At 45.8% G+C, this 23816-nt stretch carries 22 protein-coding genes; 11 read left to right on the forward strand and 11 right to left on the reverse strand.

Annotation, left to right across the window (positions count from 1 at the left end; all coding sequences use genetic code 11):
* Positions 1-2 precede the first annotated feature (2 nt).
* Together F7R24_RS06185 and F7R24_RS06190 are read right to left on the reverse strand one after the other, a co-directional pair.
* Positions 3-1301, reverse strand: coding sequence for a peptidylprolyl isomerase (locus F7R24_RS06185; RefSeq protein ID WP_151670375.1), 1299 nt, complete (start codon positions 1299-1301; stop codon positions 3-5).
* On the reverse strand, positions 1288-4137 hold the full coding sequence (locus F7R24_RS06190) for an LPS-assembly protein LptD (protein ID WP_151670376.1): 2850 nt from the start codon (positions 4135-4137) through the stop codon (positions 1288-1290). Before F7R24_RS06190 ends, F7R24_RS06185 begins: the two co-directional genes overlap by 14 nt.
* Positions 4138-4249: 112 nt before the next feature.
* Here F7R24_RS06190 and F7R24_RS06195 point away from each other — a divergent pair, with 112 nt between their 5' ends.
* The 3 genes from F7R24_RS06195 to djlA are packed head-to-tail and all read left to right on the forward strand — an operon-like array spanning position 4250 to position 6833.
* Positions 4250-5299: an aminoglycoside phosphotransferase family protein gene (locus F7R24_RS06195; RefSeq protein ID WP_151670377.1), complete on the forward strand. Its 1050-nt coding sequence runs from the start codon at positions 4250-4252 to the stop codon at positions 5297-5299.
* Positions 5296-6003, forward strand: coding sequence for an N-acetylmuramate alpha-1-phosphate uridylyltransferase MurU (gene murU / locus F7R24_RS06200; protein WP_151670378.1), 708 nt, complete (start codon positions 5296-5298; stop codon positions 6001-6003). The genes F7R24_RS06195 and murU overlap by 4 nt, the downstream gene beginning before the upstream one ends.
* Positions 6000-6833, forward strand: a complete 834-nt coding sequence (djlA, locus tag F7R24_RS06205) for a co-chaperone DjlA (protein WP_151670379.1) — start codon at positions 6000-6002, stop codon at positions 6831-6833. The genes murU and djlA overlap by 4 nt, the downstream gene beginning before the upstream one ends.
* 13 nt (positions 6834-6846) lie before the next feature.
* Here djlA and F7R24_RS06210 read toward each other — a convergent pair whose 3' ends face one another.
* Positions 6847-7701, reverse strand: a complete 855-nt coding sequence (locus F7R24_RS06210) for a DUF3530 family protein (RefSeq protein WP_168926785.1) — start codon at positions 7699-7701, stop codon at positions 6847-6849.
* A 119-nt stretch (positions 7702-7820) separates the two neighbouring features.
* On the opposite strand from F7R24_RS06210, the gene rpe reads away from it, so the two are divergent.
* Together rpe and F7R24_RS06220 are read left to right on the forward strand one after the other, a co-directional pair.
* Entirely contained in the window at positions 7821-8483 is a 663-nt protein-coding gene (rpe, locus tag F7R24_RS06215; protein WP_151670381.1) for a ribulose-phosphate 3-epimerase, read from the forward strand.
* A gap of 144 nt (positions 8484-8627) precedes the next feature.
* On the forward strand, positions 8628-9686 hold the full coding sequence (locus F7R24_RS06220) for a cytochrome-c peroxidase (protein ID WP_151670382.1): 1059 nt from the start codon (positions 8628-8630) through the stop codon (positions 9684-9686).
* 107 nt (positions 9687-9793) lie between these two features.
* Here F7R24_RS06220 and gatB read toward each other — a convergent pair whose 3' ends face one another.
* Genes gatB through gatC form a run of 3 tightly spaced genes read right to left on the reverse strand, consistent with a single transcriptional unit; the run spans position 9794 to position 13031 of the window.
* Complete coding sequence (gene gatB, locus F7R24_RS06225; RefSeq protein WP_151670383.1) at positions 9794-11245, reverse strand: Asp-tRNA(Asn)/Glu-tRNA(Gln) amidotransferase subunit GatB; 1452 nt, start codon at positions 11243-11245, stop codon at positions 9794-9796.
* A 5-nt stretch (positions 11246-11250) separates the two neighbouring features.
* Positions 11251-12711 carry an Asp-tRNA(Asn)/Glu-tRNA(Gln) amidotransferase subunit GatA gene (gene gatA, locus F7R24_RS06230; RefSeq protein ID WP_151670384.1) on the reverse strand — a complete coding sequence of 487 codons (1461 nt, stop codon included), beginning with the start codon at positions 12709-12711 and terminating at the stop codon, positions 11251-11253.
* A 32-nt stretch (positions 12712-12743) separates the two neighbouring features.
* Positions 12744-13031: an Asp-tRNA(Asn)/Glu-tRNA(Gln) amidotransferase subunit GatC gene (gatC, locus tag F7R24_RS06235; RefSeq protein WP_151670385.1), complete on the reverse strand. Its 288-nt coding sequence runs from the start codon at positions 13029-13031 to the stop codon at positions 12744-12746.
* A gap of 148 nt (positions 13032-13179) precedes the next feature.
* Between gatC and F7R24_RS06240 the strand changes: the two genes are divergently transcribed.
* The 6 genes from F7R24_RS06240 to F7R24_RS06265 all read left to right on the forward strand — a co-directional run bounded on the left by F7R24_RS06240 (position 13180) and on the right by F7R24_RS06265 (position 21352).
* Positions 13180-14217, forward strand: a complete 1038-nt coding sequence (locus F7R24_RS06240; RefSeq protein ID WP_151670386.1) for a rod shape-determining protein — start codon at positions 13180-13182, stop codon at positions 14215-14217.
* Positions 14218-14335: 118 nt separating this feature from the next.
* Positions 14336-15172, forward strand: coding sequence for a rod shape-determining protein MreC (gene mreC, locus F7R24_RS06245; RefSeq protein WP_420812981.1), 837 nt, complete (start codon positions 14336-14338; stop codon positions 15170-15172).
* Complete coding sequence (gene mreD / locus F7R24_RS06250) at positions 15169-15660, forward strand: rod shape-determining protein MreD (RefSeq protein ID WP_151670388.1); 492 nt, start codon at positions 15169-15171, stop codon at positions 15658-15660. Before mreC ends, mreD begins: the two co-directional genes overlap by 4 nt.
* Before the next feature lie 3 nt (positions 15661-15663).
* The gene (locus F7R24_RS06255; protein ID WP_151670389.1) at positions 15664-16251 is read left to right on the forward strand and encodes a Maf family protein; all 588 of its coding nucleotides are present in this window, start codon (positions 15664-15666) and stop codon (positions 16249-16251) included.
* 33 nt (positions 16252-16284) lie between these two features.
* A complete protein-coding gene (gene rng, locus F7R24_RS06260; RefSeq protein WP_151670390.1) occupies positions 16285-17763 on the forward strand; it encodes a ribonuclease G in 1479 nt (492 codons plus the stop codon).
* Positions 17764-17779: 16 nt separating this feature from the next.
* A complete protein-coding gene (locus F7R24_RS06265) occupies positions 17780-21352 on the forward strand; it encodes a YhdP family phospholipid transporter (protein ID WP_151670391.1) in 3573 nt (1190 codons plus the stop codon).
* On the opposite strand, the gene yjgA is transcribed toward F7R24_RS06265, so the two are convergent.
* From yjgA to hpf, 5 genes are read right to left on the reverse strand one after another with little or no spacing between them, the layout of a single operon-like run.
* Complete coding sequence (yjgA, locus tag F7R24_RS06270) at positions 21333-21875, reverse strand: ribosome biogenesis factor YjgA (RefSeq protein WP_151670392.1); 543 nt, start codon at positions 21873-21875, stop codon at positions 21333-21335. The two genes, F7R24_RS06265 and yjgA, sit on opposite strands and share 20 nt — an antisense overlap.
* A 10-nt stretch (positions 21876-21885) precedes the next feature.
* Positions 21886-22155, reverse strand: coding sequence for an HPr family phosphocarrier protein (locus F7R24_RS06275; protein ID WP_151670393.1), 270 nt, complete (start codon positions 22153-22155; stop codon positions 21886-21888).
* Positions 22152-23018 (reverse strand): RNase adapter RapZ, encoded by an 867-nt coding sequence (gene rapZ / locus F7R24_RS06280; RefSeq protein ID WP_151670394.1) that lies wholly within the window; start codon positions 23016-23018, stop codon positions 22152-22154. Before rapZ ends, F7R24_RS06275 begins: the two co-directional genes overlap by 4 nt.
* Before the next feature lie 3 nt (positions 23019-23021).
* Positions 23022-23486: a PTS IIA-like nitrogen regulatory protein PtsN gene (ptsN, locus tag F7R24_RS06285; protein WP_151670395.1), complete on the reverse strand. Its 465-nt coding sequence runs from the start codon at positions 23484-23486 to the stop codon at positions 23022-23024.
* Between the two features lie 21 nt (positions 23487-23507).
* Complete coding sequence (gene hpf / locus F7R24_RS06290; protein ID WP_151670396.1) at positions 23508-23798, reverse strand: ribosome hibernation promoting factor; 291 nt, start codon at positions 23796-23798, stop codon at positions 23508-23510.
* Positions 23799-23816 lie beyond the last annotated feature (18 nt).

Here is a 23816-nt window from a genome sequence, read left to right on the forward strand (position 1 = left end):
ACTTAACCTGGATTACGAATTTCGATATAAGACTGAGAACGTAATTCACGTAACCAATTATCTAGCTCTTCACTAAATTTGCGCTGGCCGATCGCGTTACGTGCCATGTTTTCCATCATCTCATTGGTCATGTCCTGTGTGCGACGATCTCTAACCCACAATACATGCCAACCAAAACGAGATTCAAACGGTTCAGAGATCTCACCCACAGGCGTGTTAACCATGACTTGCTCAAACTCTGGCACCATTTGGCCTTCTTGAGCCCAATCTAAGTTACCGCCTTGTGAACCGCTGCCTGGATCATCACTGTATCGACGTGCCAGATTCTCGAAAGGTTGTCCTTCGCGTAAGCGATTACGCAGATCAACCGCTAGGCTTCGGGTTTGTTGTGGTGATCGAATCTCGTTTGGAGTTAACAGAATATGACTGACCAGGGTTTGCTCTACCAAGGTGACATCTCCACCTCGACGATCGCGCACTTGTAAAATATGGAAACCACCCGGAGTACGAATAGGACGACTAAACTGACCGGGTTGAAGAGCTGAGATAGCAGTAGCCAAATTTTCAGGCAGTTCATTCTGATTACGCCAGCCTAGATCACCTCCGTTCAGTGCATTCGGAGCACTTGATGCTAAAACGGCTAAATCAGCAAACACCGCACCGTCTGTCAGTTGTTGATAGATCTCCTGAGCCCTACGTTCCGCTTGTTGGATATCTTGTGGTGACGCTTGCGAAGGCAGTCCGATTAGTATATTGCTAAGAAGGAATTCCGCTCGTGATTGTTGGCGTGCAGCGTCTGAATTCAGAAAGTTGCGAACTTCTTGTTCAGTGATCTGAATGCGACGATTAACGTTGCTTTGTTGAACTTGGCTGACCAAAAGTTCACGGCGAATTTGTTCGCGTGCTTGAGCGTAGTCTTGACCTTCAGCAATCAGCGCATCCCTAAACTCAGATAAGGTCATACCATTCTGTGCCGCGATATTCTCTAAAGTTTCGTTTAGCTGACGATCGGATACTCTAAGACCTTGCATTTCTGCAATTTGTAGCTGCAGGCTGTCCATGATTAAGCGGTCGAGAACTTGCTGGCGTAATACATCAGCAGGTGGTACTTGTACACCTTGAGCAAGAATTTGATCGGTCACTAAGGCAATACGAAGGTCAAGTTCGCTTTGCATGATGATGTCTTCATTCACTACGGCAACTATACGATCAAGCTGTTGTGCTAAGACTTGGGTAGCTAGGGCACTTGTCAGAACTAGGGTCATCAATGACCGCATCAGTCCTTTTTTAGAAATTATCATGATCTCTCTCTCTAAATCCGGTTATTTCTTCGATCAAGCTACGCCCACCGTCTCCACCAAAGGAGCCAAGACCGCGTAGGACGAATTGCAGGAATACGCCGCGATCATATTCTGCTTCTGAGCCACGAAGGTTAGATGTTGTCAGCCATTCTCGTGCTGTCAGACGCATCTTCCAGCAACAGGTTCCATATTCTAAGCCTAGGACAGTATCTAGTCGTTGACGATTTGCAATGTCATGCTGCCATCGACCAATAGTTGCCCATTGTGGGTTTATTTGATTTCTAAAAGCAATGTCTGACTGACGAGTTCTGGCTGCATTACTGGCAGAGTTTATGCGATCGCGGTAGCTAAAGTAGAAAAGGTTTTCATCGTCAGGGCGCCAGGTTAGCTGATAGTTTTGTTCTTCAAGACTAAAGTCATCACGATCAATTTCAGAGTCATGACGAAGTCTCAGATACTGGGTAATGTTCCATTGGGCGAGAAGTGCAATATTAGAACTTGATTCCGTTCCGCTAATATCACCAGGTCGAAGATCATTGAGTTCACGATCACTAAAATAGTAGGCTTGTGCGACAGCTAGGCGAGCTTGTTCAGCGCCTCTTTCATTGTATATAGCTGAAGACGCACCAATTGTCGCTTGCGATGTTGCTGACACTCGATCATTCCCACTCCATCCATATCGATCAAATAAATTGTTATAGCTGAAGCTTAACTGTGAAGAGTCAAAGTAACGGAATTGCTGAGGTGTAGGTTGTTCATTATTTTTTGCAACATGCAGTAACATTAATCTAGGTTCTAGTGACTGAGAGTAGCTGTTACTGGCAAACTCGAAGTCTCTATCAAAATAGAGACCAGCGTCTACGCTGGCAATACCTGCAGTAACTGAGTTTGGTATCAAATTAGTAACGTCATTTTCAGGAGGAATCTCAGGAAAACTAAAATCATAGCTACTGTTCCACAACGTAGCTGCACTATTTAAATAGCCCCATGGGCGACTATTTAAGTGTGAAATTGTGGGGCGTAAATGAATTCTTTGCGCTTCAGTTCTATTTATGAGCAGATTATCACGTATAAAAAAGTCTTTTCTATCACGTGTGAATCGAACGTATTCAGCTTGATAGTCTAAGTTAGCACGGTTATTAAGTCTTTCATTCCCCGTTAATAACAGTTGCGGCGATCTCTGATAAGGAGATGCGATGTTGTCGTTAATAGTTTGATACTGATGGAGATCAGCTAAAAAGTTCCATCCATTACCTTGGTAACGAAGTTGACCACGTTGGTCAAGATGATCAGCTCTTTGTACCTCTAGAGAAGTGCCTAAGTCTGAAAAATAATCTATATCACCAACCTTGGTATAGTCAATTTGACTTGTCCAGCGATCCGCTGGCGTACCTCGATGAGTTAAACCAGTCAACCAACGGTTCTCGCCATCACTTTTCTTGTCACCTGACAAATAACCAAGACTTAATTCATTTCTTGACCATTCATTCATGTAACGCAATTCATTCTCAAGCAAAAGTCCACGTTTTTCGATATGACGAACCGTTAGAGTGTCATCAATGTTGGGAGCAATATTGAAGTAATAGGGGATGCTTACATCAAGGCCATCGCTTTTAGATACCCCAAGGCTGGGATACAAGAAACCCGATTGACGAGTGTCATCAATAGGGAAGCGGAACCAAGGTAAATAGAATACAGGAACATCGGCGACTCTAAAGGTCATGTGTTTGGCAGTGCCATAGCCTCTATCCGGATATAATGTGATATCAGATGAGGCGATAGCCCAAGCATTATTGCCAGGTTCGCAATAGGTTACAGAACCAGAGTTGAAGGTCACGCGTTGATCGTTAAAGCGGGTAATCTTCTCTGCAGAACCTCGAAGATGTTCTGCGTGCATCACAAATTCGGCTGAATAAAAGCTTGAAACGCCTGTGTTAAAATCTGTTTCAGCTTTGGTGCCAATCAACAATAGACCGGGTTCGCGAAAGGTCACTGCATTTTCTAAGAAGGCTGTACCTGCGTTATTGTCGACTTCACCATAACCGCTGGTAAACAGACGATTCGATTGCTGAATAATGACACCACCGGTCAAACGAGCAAGTCCTCCTTGCAAGTCAGCAGAAGATAAGTATGCCTCGGCATAAACGGCTTCGTTACCAAGTTCAACATTCGGTTCTAAATACGCAATTTCAGGCTCAATGTAGCCACCAGCGCAGAGCATTGGTTCATTGCTAGAGTTTGGATACCAATCCAGATAAGCAAAGGGATTATTCAGTAATAGCCCAGTTGATCCCGCAGTTGGGGTGTTAAATTGACCTACCTGCGCAACACTGACGCCTTGTTGGTTTCCTGGCGCACACGACCAATTGCCGTCGCTACCCGTTGTGCAATCCCATGCGCTGGCTGATTGAGCTCTGCCTAAAGTGCTGCTTTGAGTCGTTCTTGGCGCAGTAGAGTCATTGGATGATGACACTGCTCTGGTATCGACAGGAGAAGAGGCTGAAGGCGTTGATACAGGCGTTTCGGTTAACTGTGGTGTTTCTGTTGATATTGATTCAGAGCTTGTCGTCTGTGTTGAAACAGGTTCAGCGATGGCTGGCGGAGCGGGTTCAGAGACGATTACAGGCTCGGCTGGCTCTATGGAGCGAGTGACTTCAATTGGCGCTATATCTGGCGTTTCAATGATCAGGTCACCGATTTTACAGTCCCATTCACCGTTAGGAAGTACATCACACACCCATGCATTATTATCCTGTTGTGCAAACGCAAAAGGCGCACACAGGACGGTTGCGATGGCTAAAGAAAGTTTATAAGCACTGTTTTTTTTAAAAGGCATCTGGTCGCGATCCGCTAGCGAGTCAGGCAGTGTTTCGTGCTGCCTGTGAGTCTAGTACTATTAAGCCCTGCATAATAAAGCATTCACTGGGTTCAGTGCTAGAGGACAACGAATGAGCGAGCGTCAACAGGCGTTGAAAAAATGGGTATCAATAGAGCTTTCGTCTTTACTTAATCAGCCTGTCGAAGTGGCTGACATCACCATGATTGCTGGGGATGCAAGCTTTCGGCGATATTTTAGGTTCAAGCATAACGACACAAGTTACGTTTTAATGGATGCTCCTCCTGAGCATGAAGATTGTTTGCCATTTGTTCAAATTGCTACGATCTGGATCACTTTTGGCGTTCGTGTGCCACGTATTTTGGCAAAAGATCTTAAGCAAGGCTTTTTACTGTTAGAGGATTTTGGTGATCAACATCTGCGCGCTAGTCTAACAAGAGACAGTGTTGATCAGCTTTACGCTAAAGCGATGGATGAATTACATCGTATTCAAACCTTGCCTGCACAAAATTTACCGCTTTATGATCAAGTCTTGTTAACACGTGAAATGTCACTGTTTCGAGAGTGGTTTTTGTGTTCATGGTTACAAATAGAGCTTACTGACGATGAAGAGGCTTGTTTAGCGAAGGTTGAAGCTTTGTTGATCGAGTCGGCTCAACAACAGCCCCAAAGCGTTGTACATCGTGATTATCATTCTAGAAACCTCATGCTGTTACCCAATGATCAAATCGGCGTGATCGACTTCCAAGATGCCGTTATCGGTGCAGTGACCTATGATTTGGTGTCATTGTTGCGTGATAGTTATGTTCACTGGCCGGAAACTCAAGTAAAAGGATGGGTTAAAGAGTTTTATCTGTCTTCACCTTGGCAAGAACATTTAACCTTGACTCAATTTGAACAAGCTTTCGACTGGATGGGGATGCAGCGTCAATTGAAAGTCTGTGGCATTTTTGTGCGTTTATGTCAGCGGGATGGTAAAGCCGGATATTTACAAGACATACCTCTTACCTTTAGAAATCTGATGCAGTCTGCTGAGCGCTATCCGCAATTTTTTGAGTTTTCTCAATGGCTAAAGCGTCGAGTCTTGCCTGAGCTGTTAAAACGCCCTGAGTTATCCGATAGGTTAATGGATTTATCAGCAGATTATTGGAATGTTGCATGAAAGCTATGATTTTAGCGGCAGGTCTGGGAACGCGAATGCGCCCTTTGACCCTAACAACACCTAAGCCTTTACTCCCGGTAGCTGATAAACCACTGATACAATGGCATATTGAAAGGTTGGTCAATGCGGGTATTACAGATTTAGTGATCAATCACGCATGGTTGGGTGAGCAGATAGAAGATTATCTCGGCAAAGGTGAAGCGTTGGGTTGTCATATTCATTATTCAGCTGAAGGTGAGCCTTTAGAAACGGGAGGTGGAATCTTTCGTGCCTTACCCCTGTTGATTGATTCGCCAGGTGAATGCTTTTTGGTCGTCAATGCCGATGTCTTTTGTGATGTGTCATTCTCGGACCTTCTTCAGCCAGAGTTGAAGTGTAATGACTTAGGGCGATTATTGATGGTTGATAATCCTGATTGGCACCCTAACGGAGATTTCTTACTGGATGAGTCAACGGGCTATCTTCAAACGGATCATGGCAGATCCTTAACCTATAGTGGCATCAGTCTGTTATCGGGAAGATTGTTTGAGGGTTGTGCTGAAAATTATCCTGAAGGTGTATTTGGTTTGGCGCCTTTACTTCGACAAGCGATTACCAGGAATCAACTACAAGCCATTAGGCATAAGGGGTTTTGGTCGGATATTGGCACACCGGAGAGATTAAGTGCCGTTAATGAAAAGGTTAAAGCAGGAGACATTGCATGAGTGCAGAGCACTGGGGGCAGAAAGCAGGGCAAGGTTTTTTAACGCATAAAACAGGCCTAGTTATTGGCGGCTTAATCGGTTTGATGTTTGGTGGGATTTTCGGCCTGATGTTTGGTGGCGCGCTGGGCTATTTTGTTGAGCGGACTCTGCGCAAAGTTAAGGCGATTGCACCACAACAGCTCTTTTTTAGAGCTACCTTCACTGTTATGGGGAAAATTGCCAAGGCTGACGGGCGTGTCACCGAGTCAGAGATCGATTTTGCTCGAGCGGTTATGTCTCAGATGCGTTTAAATGAGTCTGCTCGTGCTTTAGCGATACGTTATTTCACTGAAGGCAAAAGTGCTGACTGTGATTTGGAAAAAGTATTAAGACCGCTGGCGATCGTATTGAAAAATCGTTTTCCTGTGAAGTTGATGTTTTTGGAGTTGCAGTTACAAGCAGCGATGGCAGATGGAGAGATGTCAGCTGCTGAATTAGAAGTGATAGAGAGGTTGTGTCATCACTTGGCCTTTACGCCAGTTGAAATGCGCGCTGTCGTTGAGCGAATTCGTGCCGCTCAAGCTTTTGCGCAACATGCAGGTGACTGGGATCATGCGACAGGTCAATCCCATACCAGTTTGCTTGCAGAGGCATATGGTGTTCTGGGTGTCAGTGAAACAGCGAGTGACGCGGAAGTGAAAAAAGCATGGCGAAAACTGATGAGTCAGCATCATCCCGACAAGCTAGTCTCAAAGGGCTTGCCAGAGGAAATGTTACAGCTAGCTAAAGAAAAAACCCAAGAGATTCAAAGTGCCTATGATCGCATCCGAAAAGCACGGGATGCGTCATGAAGTAGCTGAAACATTATCGACGAACACCAGGAGGGCGTTCGTCTACCTCTAAAGCTTCTGGTGCTTGTTGCGCACGTTTTTGATCGGCAAGAATGATATACGTATTGATCACTCCTCGCAGTTGGCGTTTCAGCAAATCTGTTTCGTTTCCCCAGATAGCATCTTTGATCACTTGTTGATGGTAATTTGCATGACCCGCCTGAATCATCGCATTGCGACGCAAGCGTGCATCAGGAATGGCTTGCTTACCGGCAGAATAGGGCTCTCTGTAAAGATCAATAATAGTGATTTCTAGCGCTGTAAGATGATCTAACAATCTCATGGGGTGTTGATCATCAGCGGGTCTGGGATTGATGATAATCAAGCGTATCGAAGGATTATTGTCTTGCAGGACTCTTGCCGCCCATTCCGCACTTCGTCCCATGGCTAAGATTAGAATGCGTTCTTCATCCAGTTGTTGTAAGCCCGTTTGTATGCGGGAAATAACCTGCTGTTGATGCTGATTGAGTAGCTCATCGTAAACTTCATCCGAGTGTAAATCGGTTTTGACGGGTGTGATCGGCAGAGGGAGCGTCATGGTTAGCCAGCCATGATCAGCTAGGTGAATACGAATCGCATGGGATTGATCGAGCCATTGTTGCTGACTTTGAGTATCCGTTAGCAGCAAAATAGCGCCCAAAGGTTCGGCACGAACAGCCGATTGCATCAGTGCTGGAAACTGTCCTTGAGCTTCTTCCAGTATCACAATATCGGTATCAACTGGCACAACTCGGCGCAGTTCAGTCTCTAGTCTGGTGCTAGCAGATGCGCCAAAACTCATGATGATGATGATCATCCAGCCCATTAACTGTCTTAAGATGTTCAGCAAGTTAAAAAATCCTAGTAGATTGGTAGAGCCTAATTTGTATTCGCCATGATGGCTGTGGTCATGACTATTGTAAGTTACAATAGCGGAAAATTGACAGACAGACGACCAGGAAGAAACCCATGAGTGACTATCTAATCGCCCCATCCATCTTATCTGCAGACTTTGCACGCCTAGGTGACGAAGTGAATGCCGTGTTGGCTGCCGGTGCTGATGTTGTGCATTTTGATGTAATGGATAACCACTATGTGCCCAATTTAACCATAGGGCCGATGGTGTGTAAGGCGTTACGTAAGCACGGTATCACGGCTCCGATTGATGTGCATTTAATGGTGAAGCCCGTCGATCGATTGATTGGTGATTTTATTGAGGCCGGCGCGAGCTGGATTACCTTTCATCCCGAAGCTTCAGAGCACATCGATCGCTCGTTGCAGATGATTCGCGACGCGGGTTGCAAAGCGGGTTTGGTTTTTAATCCCGCCACTCCACTGCATTATCTTGATTACGTTATGGATAAGCTCGATGTGATTTTGCTGATGTCGGTAAACCCAGGCTTTGGCGGTCAAAAGTTTATTCCTAGTACCCTAGATAAACTAGCTGAGGTTCGTCGCAGAATTGATGCCAGTGGTTTAGCTATCCGACTAGAAGTAGATGGTGGTGTGACCGTCGATAATATTGCTGAAATAGCGGCTGCCGGGGCGGATACTTTTGTTGCGGGATCAGCCATATTTAATACGAGTGATTATCAAGCAACGATTATGAAAATGAGAGCTAATCTCAAGTAATGTAAGACCTTTGTTTATCGAACGTTTTGTTGATCTAGATCAATTTTAAGCGTGAACTTTTGGATTTTTCCGATTTGCCCTCTTGTCGATCCTTGCTACACTGATTTTAGTTTAATACCCGCTACGCGGGTTAAAGGGGGCAAAATGAAAAGAAAAATCAGTCTATTGACAACCGCTGTCTGTTTGTCTTTGGCATCTTCCGTAGCAATGGCAGACGCTCTTCGTGATCGTGCTGCTGCTATGTTTGAAGCCATTCCACAAGAACCACCGGTAATCGATGGTAATGAGTTAACGCCTGAGAAAGTTGAGCTAGGCAAAATGTTGTTCTTCGAACCACGTTTATCTGCCAGTCATCTGATCAGTTGCAACACTTGCCATAACGTTGGTTTTGGTGGTGATGATTATCTTCCTGTTTCCATTGGTCACGGCTGGCAGCAGGGTCCACGTAACGCACCTACTGTGTTTAATGCAGTGTTCAACGCAGCTCAGTTCTGGGATGGTCGTGCGGCTGACTTGGCTGAACAAGCGATGGGACCCGTTCAAGCAGGTGTAGAGATGGCCAGTACACCAGAGCGTGTCGTTGATACTCTGAATAGTATGCCTGAGTACATCGAGCGCTTTAAAGCGTCTTTCCCAGGTCAAGATGATCCTGTGACCTTCAAAAATATGGCGGTTGCCATTGAAGCTTTTGAAGCAACCTTGATCACGCCGAACTCACCTTTCGATTTATGGTTAGGTGGCGATGATGCTGCAATGAATGATGAGCAAAAAGAAGGCTTGGCACTGTTTATGGACAAAGGTTGTGCAGCGTGTCATGCGGGCGTTAACTTCGGTGGTCAAAACTACTTCCCATTTGGTTTAGTGAAGCGCCCTGGTGCTGATATTCTGCCAGAAGGTGATCGTGGTCGTTTCGAAGTGACTCAAACTGCGACTGATGACTATGTGTTCCGTGCCTCACCTCTTCGTAACATTGAGTTAACTGCACCTTACTTCCACTCTGGATCTGTTTGGGATCTGGAAGAAGCGGTCGCAGTCATGGGTGTTGCGCAGCTTGGTGCTGAGTTAAACGATGAAGAAGTACATAAAATCGCAGAGTTTTTACGTACATTGACAGGTGAGACTCCAACAGTGGTCTATCCGCATTTGCCAGTCAGTACTCGCGAAACTCCTCGTCCAGTGAGTATGTTGGATACTACATACTAGAGATTGACTGTGTTGAGTGACTAAAAAACCCGCCTCGGCGGGTTTTTGTTATATGTACAGAATTTGCGGTGTGCCGCGGGCGCATGGATGCGCAGGAGCTGCGCAGCTTAGCAACGCTGATCAAGTTTTTGCTTCAATACTCCCTGCACTTGTCCAGGGTTCGCCTTGCCTTGGGTCAGTTTCATCACTTGCCCCATAAAAAAGCCGAGCATCTTGCCACGCTTATCTGGTTCTGCGGCGATGTATTGCTCGACTTGAGTTGTACATTGAGCAATCACTTGATCAATAGCAGCTTCGATAGCACCCGTGTCATTGACCTGCTTGAGTCCTTTCGCTGCAATAATTTCATCAGCACTGCCGCCTTCGTTCCACAGTAATTCAAAGACATTTTTGGCAATTTTGCCGGTGATAGTATTATCCTGAATACGGTTGATGAGACCGGCTAACTGATCAGCTGACACGGGTGATTGTTTGACCGTCATATCAGCTTGATTTAACAGCCGAGCAAGTTCTCCCGTGATCCAGTTAGCTGACAGTTTTGCGTTTTTGGTCAATTCTGCCACGGTTTCAAAGTAATCAGCCTGGGCGCGATCGGAAGATAAAACGCCAGCGTCATAATCGGAGAGTCCGTACTGCTCTATAAAGCGAGCACGACGTGCATCGGGAAGCTCGGGTAGTTCGGCACGAATGGCATCAATGTAGGCATCGTCAATGATCACGGGAAGCAGATCAGGACAGGGGAAATAACGGTAATCGTTAGCTTCCTCTTTCGAGCGCATGCTGCGAGTTTCATTTTTGTCAGGATCGTATAAGCGTGTTTCCTGTATCACACGACCGCCATCTTCAATCAAGTCTATTTGGCGAGCCACTTCGGTATTGATGGCGCGTTCGATAAAACGGAAGGAGTTAATATTCTTTAACTCGGTTCGAGTTCCCAGCGTTGCTTGCCCTTTTGGACGAATAGAAACGTTACAGTCGCAGCGCATGGAGCCTTCTGCCATATTGCCATCACAAATTCCCAAGGTTGTAATGATAGCGTGTATTTTGCGGGCATAAGCTGCTGCTTCTTTGGAGCTGCGCATATCGGGTTCTGAGACGATTTCAACCAGTGGGGTTCCAGCACGGTTAAGGTCGATACCGCTCATGCCGTGGAAATCCTCATGGAGAGATTTTCCAGCATCCTCTTCCAAATGTGCATGATGAATGCGAACTCGACGAGTATCGCCATCATCTGTTTCGATATCAACATAGCCAGGGCCGACAATGGGTTCAGCTAGCTGAGTGGTTTGGTAGCCTTTTGGAAGATCAGGGTAAAAGTAGTTTTTACGATCAAAAACAGAGCGTTTACCTATCTCGGAGTTAACCGCTAGGCCAAACATGACCGCCATACGCAGGGCGTTTTCATTAAAGACCGGTAGTGTACCTGGTAGCGCCAAATCAACTGCACAGGCTTGTGTGTTGGGCTCAGCGCCGAATGCAGTGCTGGCGCCTGAGAAAATTTTGGTATTGGTAGCAAGTTGGGCATGTATTTCCAACCCGATAACGACTTCCCATTCCATCTTGATTAACCCTCACTCAAATTGGCAGGTGATTGTTGATGCCAATTCGTCACTTGTTGATATTGGTGAGCAACATTGAGTAGCTTGGCTTCGTCAAAATAGTTGCCAATGATCTGTAAACCTACCGGTAAATTATCGGCAAACCCACACGGAATAGACATCCCGGGTAAGCCCGCTAGGTTAAGTGACAGGGTGAAAATATCTTCCATGTACATGGAAACGGGATCACTATTCTTCTCACCCAAGCGGAACGCTGAGCAAGGTGTCACAGGTGCCATAATGACATCGACTTCACTCAGTGCTTGAATGAAATCTTGTTGAATCATGCGCCGAATCTGTTGCGCCTTACGGTAGTAGGCATCATAAAATCCTTCAGACAGCGCATAAGTGCCGACCATGATGCGACGTTTGACTTCAGCGCCAAAACCCTCTGCGCGGGTGCGTTTGTATAGATCTTCTAAATCTTTAGGACTGTCACAGCGATGGCCATAACGTACACCGTCAAAACGCGATAGATTAGAAGACGCTTCTGCAGGTGCAAGAATATAGTAGGCTGGGATGCTGAGTTGTGTTTTGGGTAGACTGATTTCTTTAACGGTTGCGCCAAGCTTTTCAAACTCTGCAATGGCTTCACGAACGCGCTCTAAAATCACTGGGTCAGTGCCTTCAGCAAAATACTCTTTAGGCAGACCAATTCGAAGACCCAACAAGCTATCGTTAAGACTCGCTGAGAAATTAGGAACGGCTTGTGTAGCGCAGGTAGAATCTAAAGGATCTTCTCCAGCCATCACCTGCAGTAATAGCGCAGCATCTTCCGCTGTGCGGGTCATAGGACCGGCTTGATCGAATGAAGAAGCATAGGCCACCATGCCGTAACGTGAAATGCGTCCGTACGTGGGTTTTAGTCCAGTGATACCGCAAAGCGCAGCAGGTTGGCGAATCGATCCACCGGTATCCGATCCTGTGGCTGCAGGCACTAGACGAGCAGCGACTGCTGCGGCTGAACCGCCTGAAGATCCGCCAGGGACTCGATCTAAATCCCAAGGGTTCTTAACTGGGCCATAGTAACTGGATTCGTTGGATGAACCCATCGCAAACTCATCCATATTGGTTTTGCCTAGCGTAACCATGCCCGCCAAGTTGAGTCTTTCAACCAGAGTCGCGTTATAGGGCGAAATAAAATTATCCAGCATTTTGGAGCCGCAACTGGTACGAATTCCTTGGGTACAAAATAGATCTTTGTGTGCGATAGGTAAGCCGGTCAGTGCTGTTGCTTGACCCGTTGCGCGCAAAGTGTCTGCTGCTTTTGCTTGTTGCAGTGCATGTTCTTCTGAAAGGGTAATAAAACTGTTGTACTGCGTATCCAGACGCTTAATTCGATCCAGAAAGGCCTGTGTCAGCTCTAAGCTGCTAAATTCGCCTCGGCTCAGAGCGTTTGATAGCTCGCTGAGTGTTAGGTTAAACATCAGTGGTTTCCTTGAGGGTAGAAGGGCGACAATTATTCAATCACTTTAGGGACTAAGAAGAGCCCATTTTCGACGGCTGGCGCACAGGCTTGCAAAGCATCGCGCTGGTTAAGCTCGCTGACTTCATCTGCACGAAGTCGCTGAACCGCATCCATTGGATGGGCTAAGGGCTCAACTCCATCGGTAGATGTTGCCTGTAATTGGTCAATTAAGGTGAGAATACTGTTCAAACTCTCAGTGTATTCTGGGGCTTCGTTTTCATTCATGGCCAAGCGAGCCAGATGCGCGATGCGTTCAACATCAGATCGATCCAGAGACATAAATCAATTTCTCACAAATAAACTTGAAAAAAGTGGGTTTCCTGCATAAGTTAACACATTTGTTCCTTGCTCAAAATCCCTGCGATTGTTAGAGTTACTGCCTTTATGGATTATTGGCCAAACGTGCAAATCTCAGGTACTCACTCACATGTTTAAGAAATTCAGAGGGCTTTTTTCAAGCGACCTTTCCATCGACCTCGGTACAGCTAATACACTGATCTATGTCCGAGATCGCGATATTGTATTAAATGAACCGTCGGTTGTGGCCATCCGGACGGTGGGTAACCAAAAAAGTGTTGCGGCTGTTGGTATGGAAGCAAAACGGATGCTGGGGCGTACACCCGGAAATATCACCGCAATTCGCCCTATGAAGGATGGCGTTATTGCCGATTTCCATGTTACCGAAAAAATGTTGCAGTATTTTATCAGTAAAGTACACGACAACAGTTTTATGACGCCTAGCCCGCGTGTGTTAGTGTGCGTACCTTGCAAGTCAACACAAGTAGAGCGTCGTGCCATTCGTGAATCTGCTATTGGCGCCGGTGCTCGTGAAGTCTATTTAATTGAAGAACCTATGGCAGCAGCCATAGGTGCGGGTTTGCCAGTAGATGAAGCAACGGGATCTATGGTTGTGGATATCGGCGGTGGTACCACAGAAATTGCAGTGATCTCCCTTAATGGTATCGTTTACGCAGAATCAGTGCGCGTCGGTGGTGATCGCTTCGATGAATCTATCGTTACTTATGTTCGTCGCAACTACGGTAGCTTGATCGGTGATGCAACGGCAGAGCGTATTAAGCAAGAAGTCGGTACCGCTTATCCAAGTAATGAAGTGTTGGAAATAGATGTTCGAGGCCGTAACCTGGCTGAAGGTATTCCACGTAGCTTCACCTTGAACTCCAATGAAATTCTAGAAGCGTTACAAGAGCCACTATCTGCGATAGTTCAGGCAGTCAAAAGTGCATTAGAAGGTTGCCCTCCTGAATTAGCGTCTGACATTGCCGAGCACGGTATTGTATTGACGGGTGGTGGTGCGCTGCTTCGTAACATAGATCGTTTGATTAGCGAAGAAACTGGATTACCTGTCATCATGGCAGAAGATCCGTTAACTTGTGTTGCTCGTGGTGGTGGTAGAGCTCTTGAAATGCTGGATAAGCATTCTTTTGAGATACTGACACACGAGTAAACTATGCAGGATCAAAACCTTCTGCGGTTAGAAAGCACACTTCCAAAACAAGCATTTTTGGAGGTGTGTAATTAATCCTATCTTCAAAGGACGCAACCCTCGTTTTTTGTTTGTCTTTTTGCTGCTGTTAACTTTCGGGTTAATAGCAACAGATTTGAATTGGCAAAAAATGAAAGAGGGGCGAATGTACCTTACTCTTTTGGTAACACCCTTACAGTGGTTGATAGATATCCCTGCTCGCGCAGCTGATGGCCTATCTGATCTGTTTGTTGATCGTGCTTCGTTGATTCGTGATAATGAACACCTTCGTTCAGAGGCACTTGAATTGCAACGTAGAACCCTGCGTATGGAAGCCCTGACAGAAGAAAATATTCAACTGCGTGAGTTGCTCAATGCGCGTCAACGTGTTGAGCACAATGTTAAAGCGGTTGAGCTAATTGGTGTAAATCCAGATCCATTCTTGCATGAAATTATATTAAATCGCGGAGTTGAGGACGGTCTTGCGGTAGGGCAACCCGTTATTGATTCGGGTGGAATCCTAGGGCAAGTGCTTTCATTAGCTCATTACACAAGCCGCGTTATGCTGATCACCGATGCTCGAACTGCCATTCCTGTTGAAGTCAATCGAAGTGGCTTTCGTTCGATAGCACTAGGCAAGGGATTGTTGAATGAACTTGAGTTAAGTCATGTCCCCAGCACGGCTGATATTGAAGAGGGTGATCTATTAGTGACCTCTGGTCTGGGTGGTCGCTTTCCTAGAGGCTATCCCGTGGGTGTGGTTGAGGAGATAGTTAGAGATCCGGGTCGACCATTCTTGTTAGTCAAAGCAAAACCTTCAGCGCGTCTTGATCGAAGTCGTCAGCTGTTGGTTATCGACTACCCCAACCCGCAATCCAGTGTTCAGTCAGAGCCTCAGTTAGGGTTAGATGAGTCACAGGAGTCACCTGAGACATGAGGCAGGATGCGACCCAGGGTGGTTCGTTACTGATTTTTGCCACTTTCCTGATAGGTTTAATACTCAGCCAAATTCCGTTACCTGATTTTTTAATTTGGTATCGCCCAGAGTGGGTGGCATTAGTATTAATCTATTGGGTGTTGATGGTTCCGCATCGCGTTGGTTTAGTCAGCGCCTTTTTCATGGGACTACTACTGGATATTATTCGTGGTAGTGTGTTGGGCTTAAATGCGTTATCACTAACCATCATTGCCTACCTGGTATTACTGCTTTATAAGCGCTTACGAATGTTTCCTCTGTGGCAGCAGTCCATGATGGTGATGGTGCTGGTGGGTATTAACCAACTGCTTTTCTTTTGGATGCAGGGTATTACAGGGACCACAGCAGGTGGGCTACAGTTTTTGATCCCCTCTATAATTAGTGGTATTTTCTGGCCATGGATCTATGTCGTTTTGCATGGCGTTCGAAAAACCTTCCGTATTGAGTAATTTATGCCTGAGTTAGTTCTTGCCTCAGCATCGCCTCGCAGACGTTCTTTGTTAAAGCAGATCGGTGTTTCCTGCATCGTGGCTCCTTCTGATATCTGCGAAGATGCACTACCCAACGAAGCACCCGAGCCATATACATGTCGATTAGCACTTGAAAAAGCACGGCATTGCTTGCGTCATCATGCTTCTGAACAGGTTGTTTTGGCAGCAGATACAACCGTTTCAATCGATGGTGCTATACTAGGTAAGCCGGTCGATGAAACGGATGCGATACAGATGTTGATGCGTCTGTCAGGCAAAACTCATCAAGTGATCACTGGTATTGCGGTGATCTCCAGTCAAGGCGAAGATGTGTTGAGTGTCGTAAGCGATGTTGAATTTGCCCATTTAACTGAGGCGATGTGTCGAGCCTATTGGCGTACTTGTGAACCGCAAGACAAAGCGGGTAGCTATGCGGTACAAGGTTTGGGCGCCATTTTTGTGAAACATCTTAAAGGTAGTTACTCGAGTGTCGTCGGATTACCCTTACATGAAACTGCACAACTGCTAGAGAAACATGGTATTAAGGTTTGGCAAATAGATGATCTTTGACACTGTAAATTCGTTACGATAAGGAGCCTTTACGTGGCTGAAGAGATATTAATAAACTTTACTCCGATGGAAACCCGCGTGGCGGTGATTGAAAACGGTATGCCGCAAGAAATTTACGTTGAGCGTGCTAGTCGTCGGGGTATTGTCGGTAATATCTATAAAGGTCGCGTTGTGCGTGTTTTACCAGGTATGCAAGCTGCCTTCGTCGATATCGGGCTGGAGCGTGCAGCCTTTATTCCGGTTGATGAGTTAGTCAGTCCCGAAGTTCAAGCTCAGCAAGGCCAGCGTTCGACTGTGCCGATCGCCCAAGTGATCCGTGAAGGTGAAACCCTGCTGGTGCAGGTTACTAAAGATCCCATTGGCACTAAAGGTGCGCGTTTAACCACCCATATCTCTATTCCTTCACGTTATTTGGTGTTGATGCCAAAAAATGATCATATCGGTGTTTCTCAGCGCATTGATGATGTAGAAGAACGTGATCGCCTGAAGGATTTGATGGAGCAACTCCTTCTTGAAACTGCTGAGGAACAGGAGTCCAGTGGCTTTATTCTTAGGACAGTAGCAGAAGGTGTCAGTGAGTTAGAGTTACGCTCTGATATAGACTTCTTACGACGCCTTTGGCAAAACCTACAACAGAAAATAGTTTCAGCCAGTGTTCCCTCTATTGTGTATGAAGATTTGCCGTTGCATATGCGTGCCTTAAGAGATATGGCGCATGCTGATGTGGAGCGCATTCGCATCGACTCCCGTGAAACCTACCAAAGTGCGGTAGAGTTCGCTGGAAACTTAGTTCCTGAAATCGTTGATAAGATCGAGTATTACCCTGGTGAGCGACCTTTGTTCGATATGTTTAATGTCGAAGAAGAGATGCAGAAAGCTTTAGGACGTAAAGTTGAATTGAAATCGGGTGGTTATCTCATTTTCGATCAAACAGAAGCCATGACCACGGTTGATATCAACACCGGTGGTTTTGTTGGACATCGTAACCTAGAAGAAACGATTTTTAAGACCAATCTTGAAGCGGCGACCGCGATTGGACGCCAACTACGTTTACGTAATCTTGGTGGTATTATTATCATCGACTTTATTGATATGACTGATCCTGACCATCAGCGTCAAGTGCAGCGAACACTGGATCGCGTATTAGAAAAAGATCATGCCAAGTGCAAGGTGACTGGCGTGTCGGAATTAGGCTTGATAGAGATGACACGAAAACGTACTCGAGAAAGCCTTGAGCATGTTCTCTGTGAATCATGCCCCGTTTGCCAAGGACGCGGGACCGTAAAAACACCAGAAACCGTATCTTACGAAATTTTCCGTGAAATACTTCGTCAGCACCGTGCCTATGATACGCAAAGTTATTTAGTTGTTGCGGCGGTCAGTGTGGTGAATTATTTATTAGATGAAGCTTCTGATCATTTGGCAGAACTCGAAGCCTTTATTGGTAAAACCATTCGTTTTCAAGCTGAAACTCTTTACACACCAGAGCAGTTTGATGTTGTACTGCGTTAACTATGGCTAATCGCAGATGAAACATCATTTGGCTAGAAGCTATCGTGTTCTGTTAATACTGGCATTGATTCCAGCAGTATTGATTTTATCCTTGAGAATGGGCTTGCCCCAGTTATCAAGGTATTCAGATCAGATTGCCGATCAACTCAGCCAATCTCTTGGGATGCAGGTGCAGATAGGTGAGTTAACTGCATCACTAGATCAATGGCGCGTTCGTTTGCAGCTCAGTGAACTTACCTTGTTGAGCCAGGATGAATCTCAACCCCGAATGTCTTTAAAAGCACAGCATCTGAATTTAACGCTGGATTTATTTAAAACGATTCTGCATCGCTTACCTGTATTTAGCACAGCATCACTTCAACACACTGATATTTTGCTTCAGCAACATCAAGGGCGTTGGTTTCCAGAGGTAGATACAGAAGCAACCGAGCAGGATTCCATTACAAAACTCTTAGCACTATTGCAGTACCAACCCAGCATTATGTTGCAAGATCTACATCTTGGCCTTCAACCAGAGGAAGGGCCGATGCAGTTAATATCGCCGGTCAATGCCATGTTTGAGGCAGCAGAAGGCGAGTATCAGATCAGTGGTTCTATACGCATTCCCCGAATAGGTGAGGATGCCTATGTCGTTATGGCGCTGCATGCACAAGAATTTGATCCAAAAGATCTCTTGGCAGGTCACTATCGTTTTTATGTACAAAGTGATGCGCTAGGCGCTGAGTTGTTAAGCCTTGGGGTATTGCCCTTTGAGATGAACGAATTAAATCTATCAACGCACCTTTGGGGTGAATGGAAGGCGCATCAGCTTATCGAGTTGCAGGGCGACATTGCTATTACGCCGTTACTACTTGCTGGCGAGAGATGGCCTGATATAGATGAATTGAAAATGAAATTTGTTCTTTTACCCATAAAAGAACAGCTGTATCAATTACAACTTCGCGATATTTCAGCAAAAACGCAAGATGTTGTTTTAGCGATTCCAGAGTTGATATCCGATTTTAGGTTTGAACAAGGCCAGCAACCAAAACTAGATCTCATTCAAATTGCTAGCCTAGATCTGGCTGCTCTTTATCATTGGGTTGATCAGCTGGATATCTTGCCTGAATCCGTTGAAGGGATATTGGATCGACTAGCACCCTCTGGACGGTTAAATGATCTTGTTGTCTATTGGGAAAATGCAGAAGATCTCTCTGATTTTATTCTGCAGGCCCGGCTCGATGACGTGGCTGTTTCTGCATGGCAAGATGCTCCAGCAGCGTCCGGAATTTCTGGCTGGGTTCATGCAGGTCCAACAGAGGGACAGGTCATGCTTGAGAGTGCTGCATTTACCCTCAATTTCCCTCAACTTTTTGGTACGGGTTGGCGCTACTCTGAAGCGAGCGGACAAGTCAGTTGGCAAGTCACGGGAGAGGCGCTGCGATTAAATAGTGGTATTTTAAGCTTAAGCAACAATGATATTCAGGCTAAAGGACGCTTTGGGCTCTATCGTCCTTTTGATCGCGAAGAACAAATTGAGTTTAGTTTGTTGATCGGTATCACTGACACAGATGCCATGCAAACGGAGTTTTACACGCCACCGAAAGAGTTAGGCCAGACACTCTATGATTGGCTTAAAGGCTCAATTAAAGCCGGTAAAGTGAATCAGGCGGGGTTGATGATACATGCTGGTTTACGACCGGGTTCATACGCTTTACCTCCGACTGTTCAACTTTTTTTAGATGCTGACCAAGCTGAATTTACTTTTGATAATAATTGGCCAACCGTTCGAGAGGGTCGTGTGTTTTTACAATTACGCAACACTGAATTGCGTATCGATATCGCTTCCGCAAAGATCTTAAACTCGACTGTCCAAAGTGGCTGGATATATCTGCCACCAAACAGCCAAGAGGTTCAAGTCGCAGCGATGCTTGAAGGCGATGCTTCTGATTTCTCAGTATTGCTGTCTGAGTCTGCGTTAGGTAATTATTTAGGTTCAGCCTTTGATGACTGGCAGCTGGCGGGGCCTACAGCAACGCGCTTGTCCCTGCAAATACCGGTTAATAAGCCAGAGCGCGTAGGTGTTCAGGTAAATACTCAGTTGCAGGGTAATCAACTGCATTTACAGCAGCGAGATCTTCAGTTTTCTGAGATTCGAGGTGGTATTATTTACACCACCCAAGATGGTCTGCGTTCTGAAGCCCTTCAAGGTCGCTTATTTAATGAGGCGTTAAATGCCACTATTTCTTCTCAAGGCGATCGAATCCAGGTTGCGGTGAATGGCCCAGTTGCGACAGCAAACATGGATCAGTTGACAGGTTTAAGCCTAGGTCAGCGATTTCAAGGGAAAAGCCATGCTGATATGACGTTGACGTTATGTCCACAAAGTTTGCAGTGTCCTCGAATTGAAGTACGTTCTGATCTAGTCGGAACGACTGTCGACTTGCCCTTAAACTTAGGTAAAACTGATACAGAAGTTAGACGGTTATATGTTGACCTATTTCCCGAACTGCAGCGGCTTCATTTTAATTATGACCAATTCTTGCAAGGTGCTTTTGATTTATCTGTTCCATTAAGGGGGCAGTTGCTATTAGGTCAAGGTAAGGCTTTATTACCTCAAGATTCGTACCTTGAGCTGTTTGGAGATCTGCCAGAAATAAGTGTCAACGGTCGCATACGTCGAGACGGTGAAGTGTGGGTGTCGCACCTCAATCACTTGCATTGGCGGGGTATCGAATCTGAAGCTGAAGATGAGCCGTTAAATCAAGAGTATTCATCGGTAGACATCAGTGGCTTTCCTCAGGTGTCTTTGCAGATAGATGACTTGCGTTATAAATCGATGGGGTTGGGCGCTTGGTCTCTTGACCTAAAACCGAGTGGTCAAAATTTAACTATTGAGTCAATTCGCGGAAGATTAGAAGATTTTACCTTATCCGGGCATGCGCATTGGAATGCCGCTGATTTTCCCAGCACTAACTTGACCGCAAATCTGGCTGGTGGCGATCTATCACAGATACTCCATCGTTGGGATTTAGGCCGACCTATTGAAACAAAACAGTTCAGATCTAACGCTCAACTGACATGGCGTGGTGCGCCTTGGCAGTTTCGTTTAGGGTCACTCGATGGAATGTTTCAATTTCAAGCAGATGAGGGTCGCATTATAGAGTCTGGTGCGGGGGCAAATCTGTTAAGAGTCTTTGGCTTACTCAACCTCAATACATTATCCAGAAGATTGAGATTAGATTTTAGCGATCTACTGCAAAAAGGGTTAGTGTTTGATCAAATTAAAGCCGATTACGAGTTAAATCAAGGTGTTGCTCTGATTCGAGAGCCCCTACAGATGACGGGTCCCTCTGCCAATATGGAGATCACCGGACAGGTTAATCTGAATACACACCAGCTTGACAAGACGATTAGGGTGAGTGTGCCGATAGGCAGTAATTTAACTATCGGTGCAGCACTCTTAGGCGCCCCTCATGTAGCTGGCGCGTTGTTTCTTTTTGATCGTGTTATGGGTGATCGGATCGATAAAATGACCCGAATCGCTTACACCTTAACTGGTGATTGGAAGGACCCACAGCTTAATTTACTTAATCCTGCTGATCGCTAATATCAGTATCGGTGGTTTCTCGCAAAAACCGGAAGAGTTTCCTGAATTGAGTCGGAGGCTGTTGTTTTTCAATCTCTTTACGAGTGTTACGTATCAGTTGTCTTAATTGTTGAATATCTGTCGAAGGATATTCACTAATGAAGGCTTCTACAGCTTCATTTCCCGCCTCACCAGGCAAAATTAGGCGATCACGCCACTGTTCTAGTGCATGAAACTTTTGGTTATGCGCTTGGCTTGCTGTATCAAACTGGTCTAGCGCCGCTTGTATCGCTTCAACATCCGCATGACGCATCAGTTTACCAATGTATTGCATGTGTCTTTTCAGCGCACCATTCGAGGTGATACGACGTGTTTCTGCCATCGCAGCTCGTAAAACAGAGTCCATTGGGATTTTATCTTGCTGATCCGGACGCAGTTCAGTAACACGCTTGCCTAGATGCTTTAATGCTTCCATCTGACGTTTAATTTCTGAACGACTGATGTAATCTTCGTCATCGAGGTTCGGGTTTTTATCTGACTTCATAGACTCTTCTTTATTCCGGTTCATCGAAACGGTTATTAATTAAGGTAGTGAGTGCGTCAAGCGCATCGGCTTCATCTGCTCCATCGATGTGCAAGATCACTTCTGTCCCTTTACTTGCAGCTAGCATCATCACAGCCATAATGCTTTTACAGTCGACAGAACGACCACCTTTTTCTATTTGAATTTGACTGGTGTAGCTTCCAGCGAGTGCACTTAACTTTGCAGCCGCGCGTGCGTGCAGTCCTAATTTATTAATGATAGTGATTGGCGCTGTAATCATGCGTTCTCAGTTAATTCTCGGTGGCGAACATGTACATTATCCATAGCTTGACTAAAATGGCTAGCCAGTTGTTCAGCAAGATAGACAGAGCGATGTTGCCCGCCAGTACAGCCTATAGCGACAGTTAGGTAGCTACGGTTATCTTTGCGAATCCGTGGCAACCAGCGTTCTAAAAACTGGGTAATATCTTGTTGCATTTCTAACACATCACTGGACTGTCGTAAAAACGTTTGCACTGGCTGATCCATTCCCGTAAGTGGACGAAGCTCGGGTATCCAATGAGGATTAGGAAGACTACGAACATCAAAGGTAAAGTCGCTATCCAGTGGTGATCCATGCTTAAAGCCAAAGGATTCGAACAGTAACGACAGTGACTGTTCACGACTTTGATTAATGCGAAGCTTAATTCGATCACGCAAATCATAGAGTGTCATGTGCGTGGTATCAATTCGTAAATCAGCCAGAGAGGCGATAGGTTCAAGAACCATACGCTCTTGGTCAATCGCATCTTGCAAGCCAGAATAGAGATCTGTCAGTGGATGTTTACGTCGTGTGGCACTAAAACGTTTAAGCAGTGTTGCTTCAGAGGCATCTAGATAGATCACTTCACAGGTGAGGTTATTGAATGCCTTAAGCTGCTTGTGTAGCGTTGGGAAGCGCTCAAGGTTACTAGTCAAGTTGCGTGCATCGATACTAACGGCAATGCGTTTTGGTCCGTCGTCGGTTGCTGTCATCTGCTCGATGAGATCGGGCAACAGCATGGCAGGTAGGTTATCTATGCAATAAAAGCCAGCATCTTCAAGTGCCTGTAGAGCGGTAGTTTTGCCTGATCCAGAACGTCCACTCAGCACGACCAGTTTCACAACTTAGCTCCGTTTATCCGCAAGAGAGATAAATCGCTGATAGAGTTCATCGTCAGCGGTGCATTGTCGTAACGCTTCACGAATATCTGACTGGCTGAACATTTCTGCCAACCCTGCAAGCGTATGAAGGTGTTCAGTGGCCGCATCTTCGGGAACCAGTAAACAACACAGAAGATCGACAGGACGGTTATCTATTGCGTCAAATTCGATCGGCTCTTTTAGGGTTATAAGAAGGGCTGTAGCATGTTCACAGCCGGCAAGGCGACAGTGTGGGATCGCCACACCGTCTCCAATACCCGTACTGCCGAGCCGCTCACGATTCAACAGCGCACTGAAAACATCTTCTGCTTCCATTGCTTCGTTATTACCAGCCAGCAATTCGCTAGCTAATTCAAGGACACGTTTCTTGCTGACTGCATCAATATGGCAGCGTGTCATCGACTCTGTCAGCAGCTCGGAAATAGGCATGAGATAATCTGTCTAATTAGTTTATTTATGTGACTTCATTTTTTCCTTGTGCTTGATAACCTGGCGATCCAACTTGTCGACCATGGCATCAATAGCAGCATACATGTCGTCTTGCTCTGCTTGGGCAAATATTTCACCTCCTGCAACATGCATATCTGCTTCAGCTTTGTGGCGTTGCTTCTCAACACTGAGGGTCACCTGTACATTGGTAATGTTATCAAAGTGTCGCTCCAGACGCTCAAACTTTGTATTGACATACTCGGTCATAGCTTCTGTTAGTTCTACGTGATGACCTGTGATATTGATCTGCATGGTATATCTCCTTAGTGC

Source organism: Nitrincola schmidtii (genome assembly GCF_008973715.1).
GTDB classification, from domain to species: domain Bacteria; phylum Pseudomonadota; class Gammaproteobacteria; order Pseudomonadales; family Balneatricaceae; genus Nitrincola; species Nitrincola schmidtii.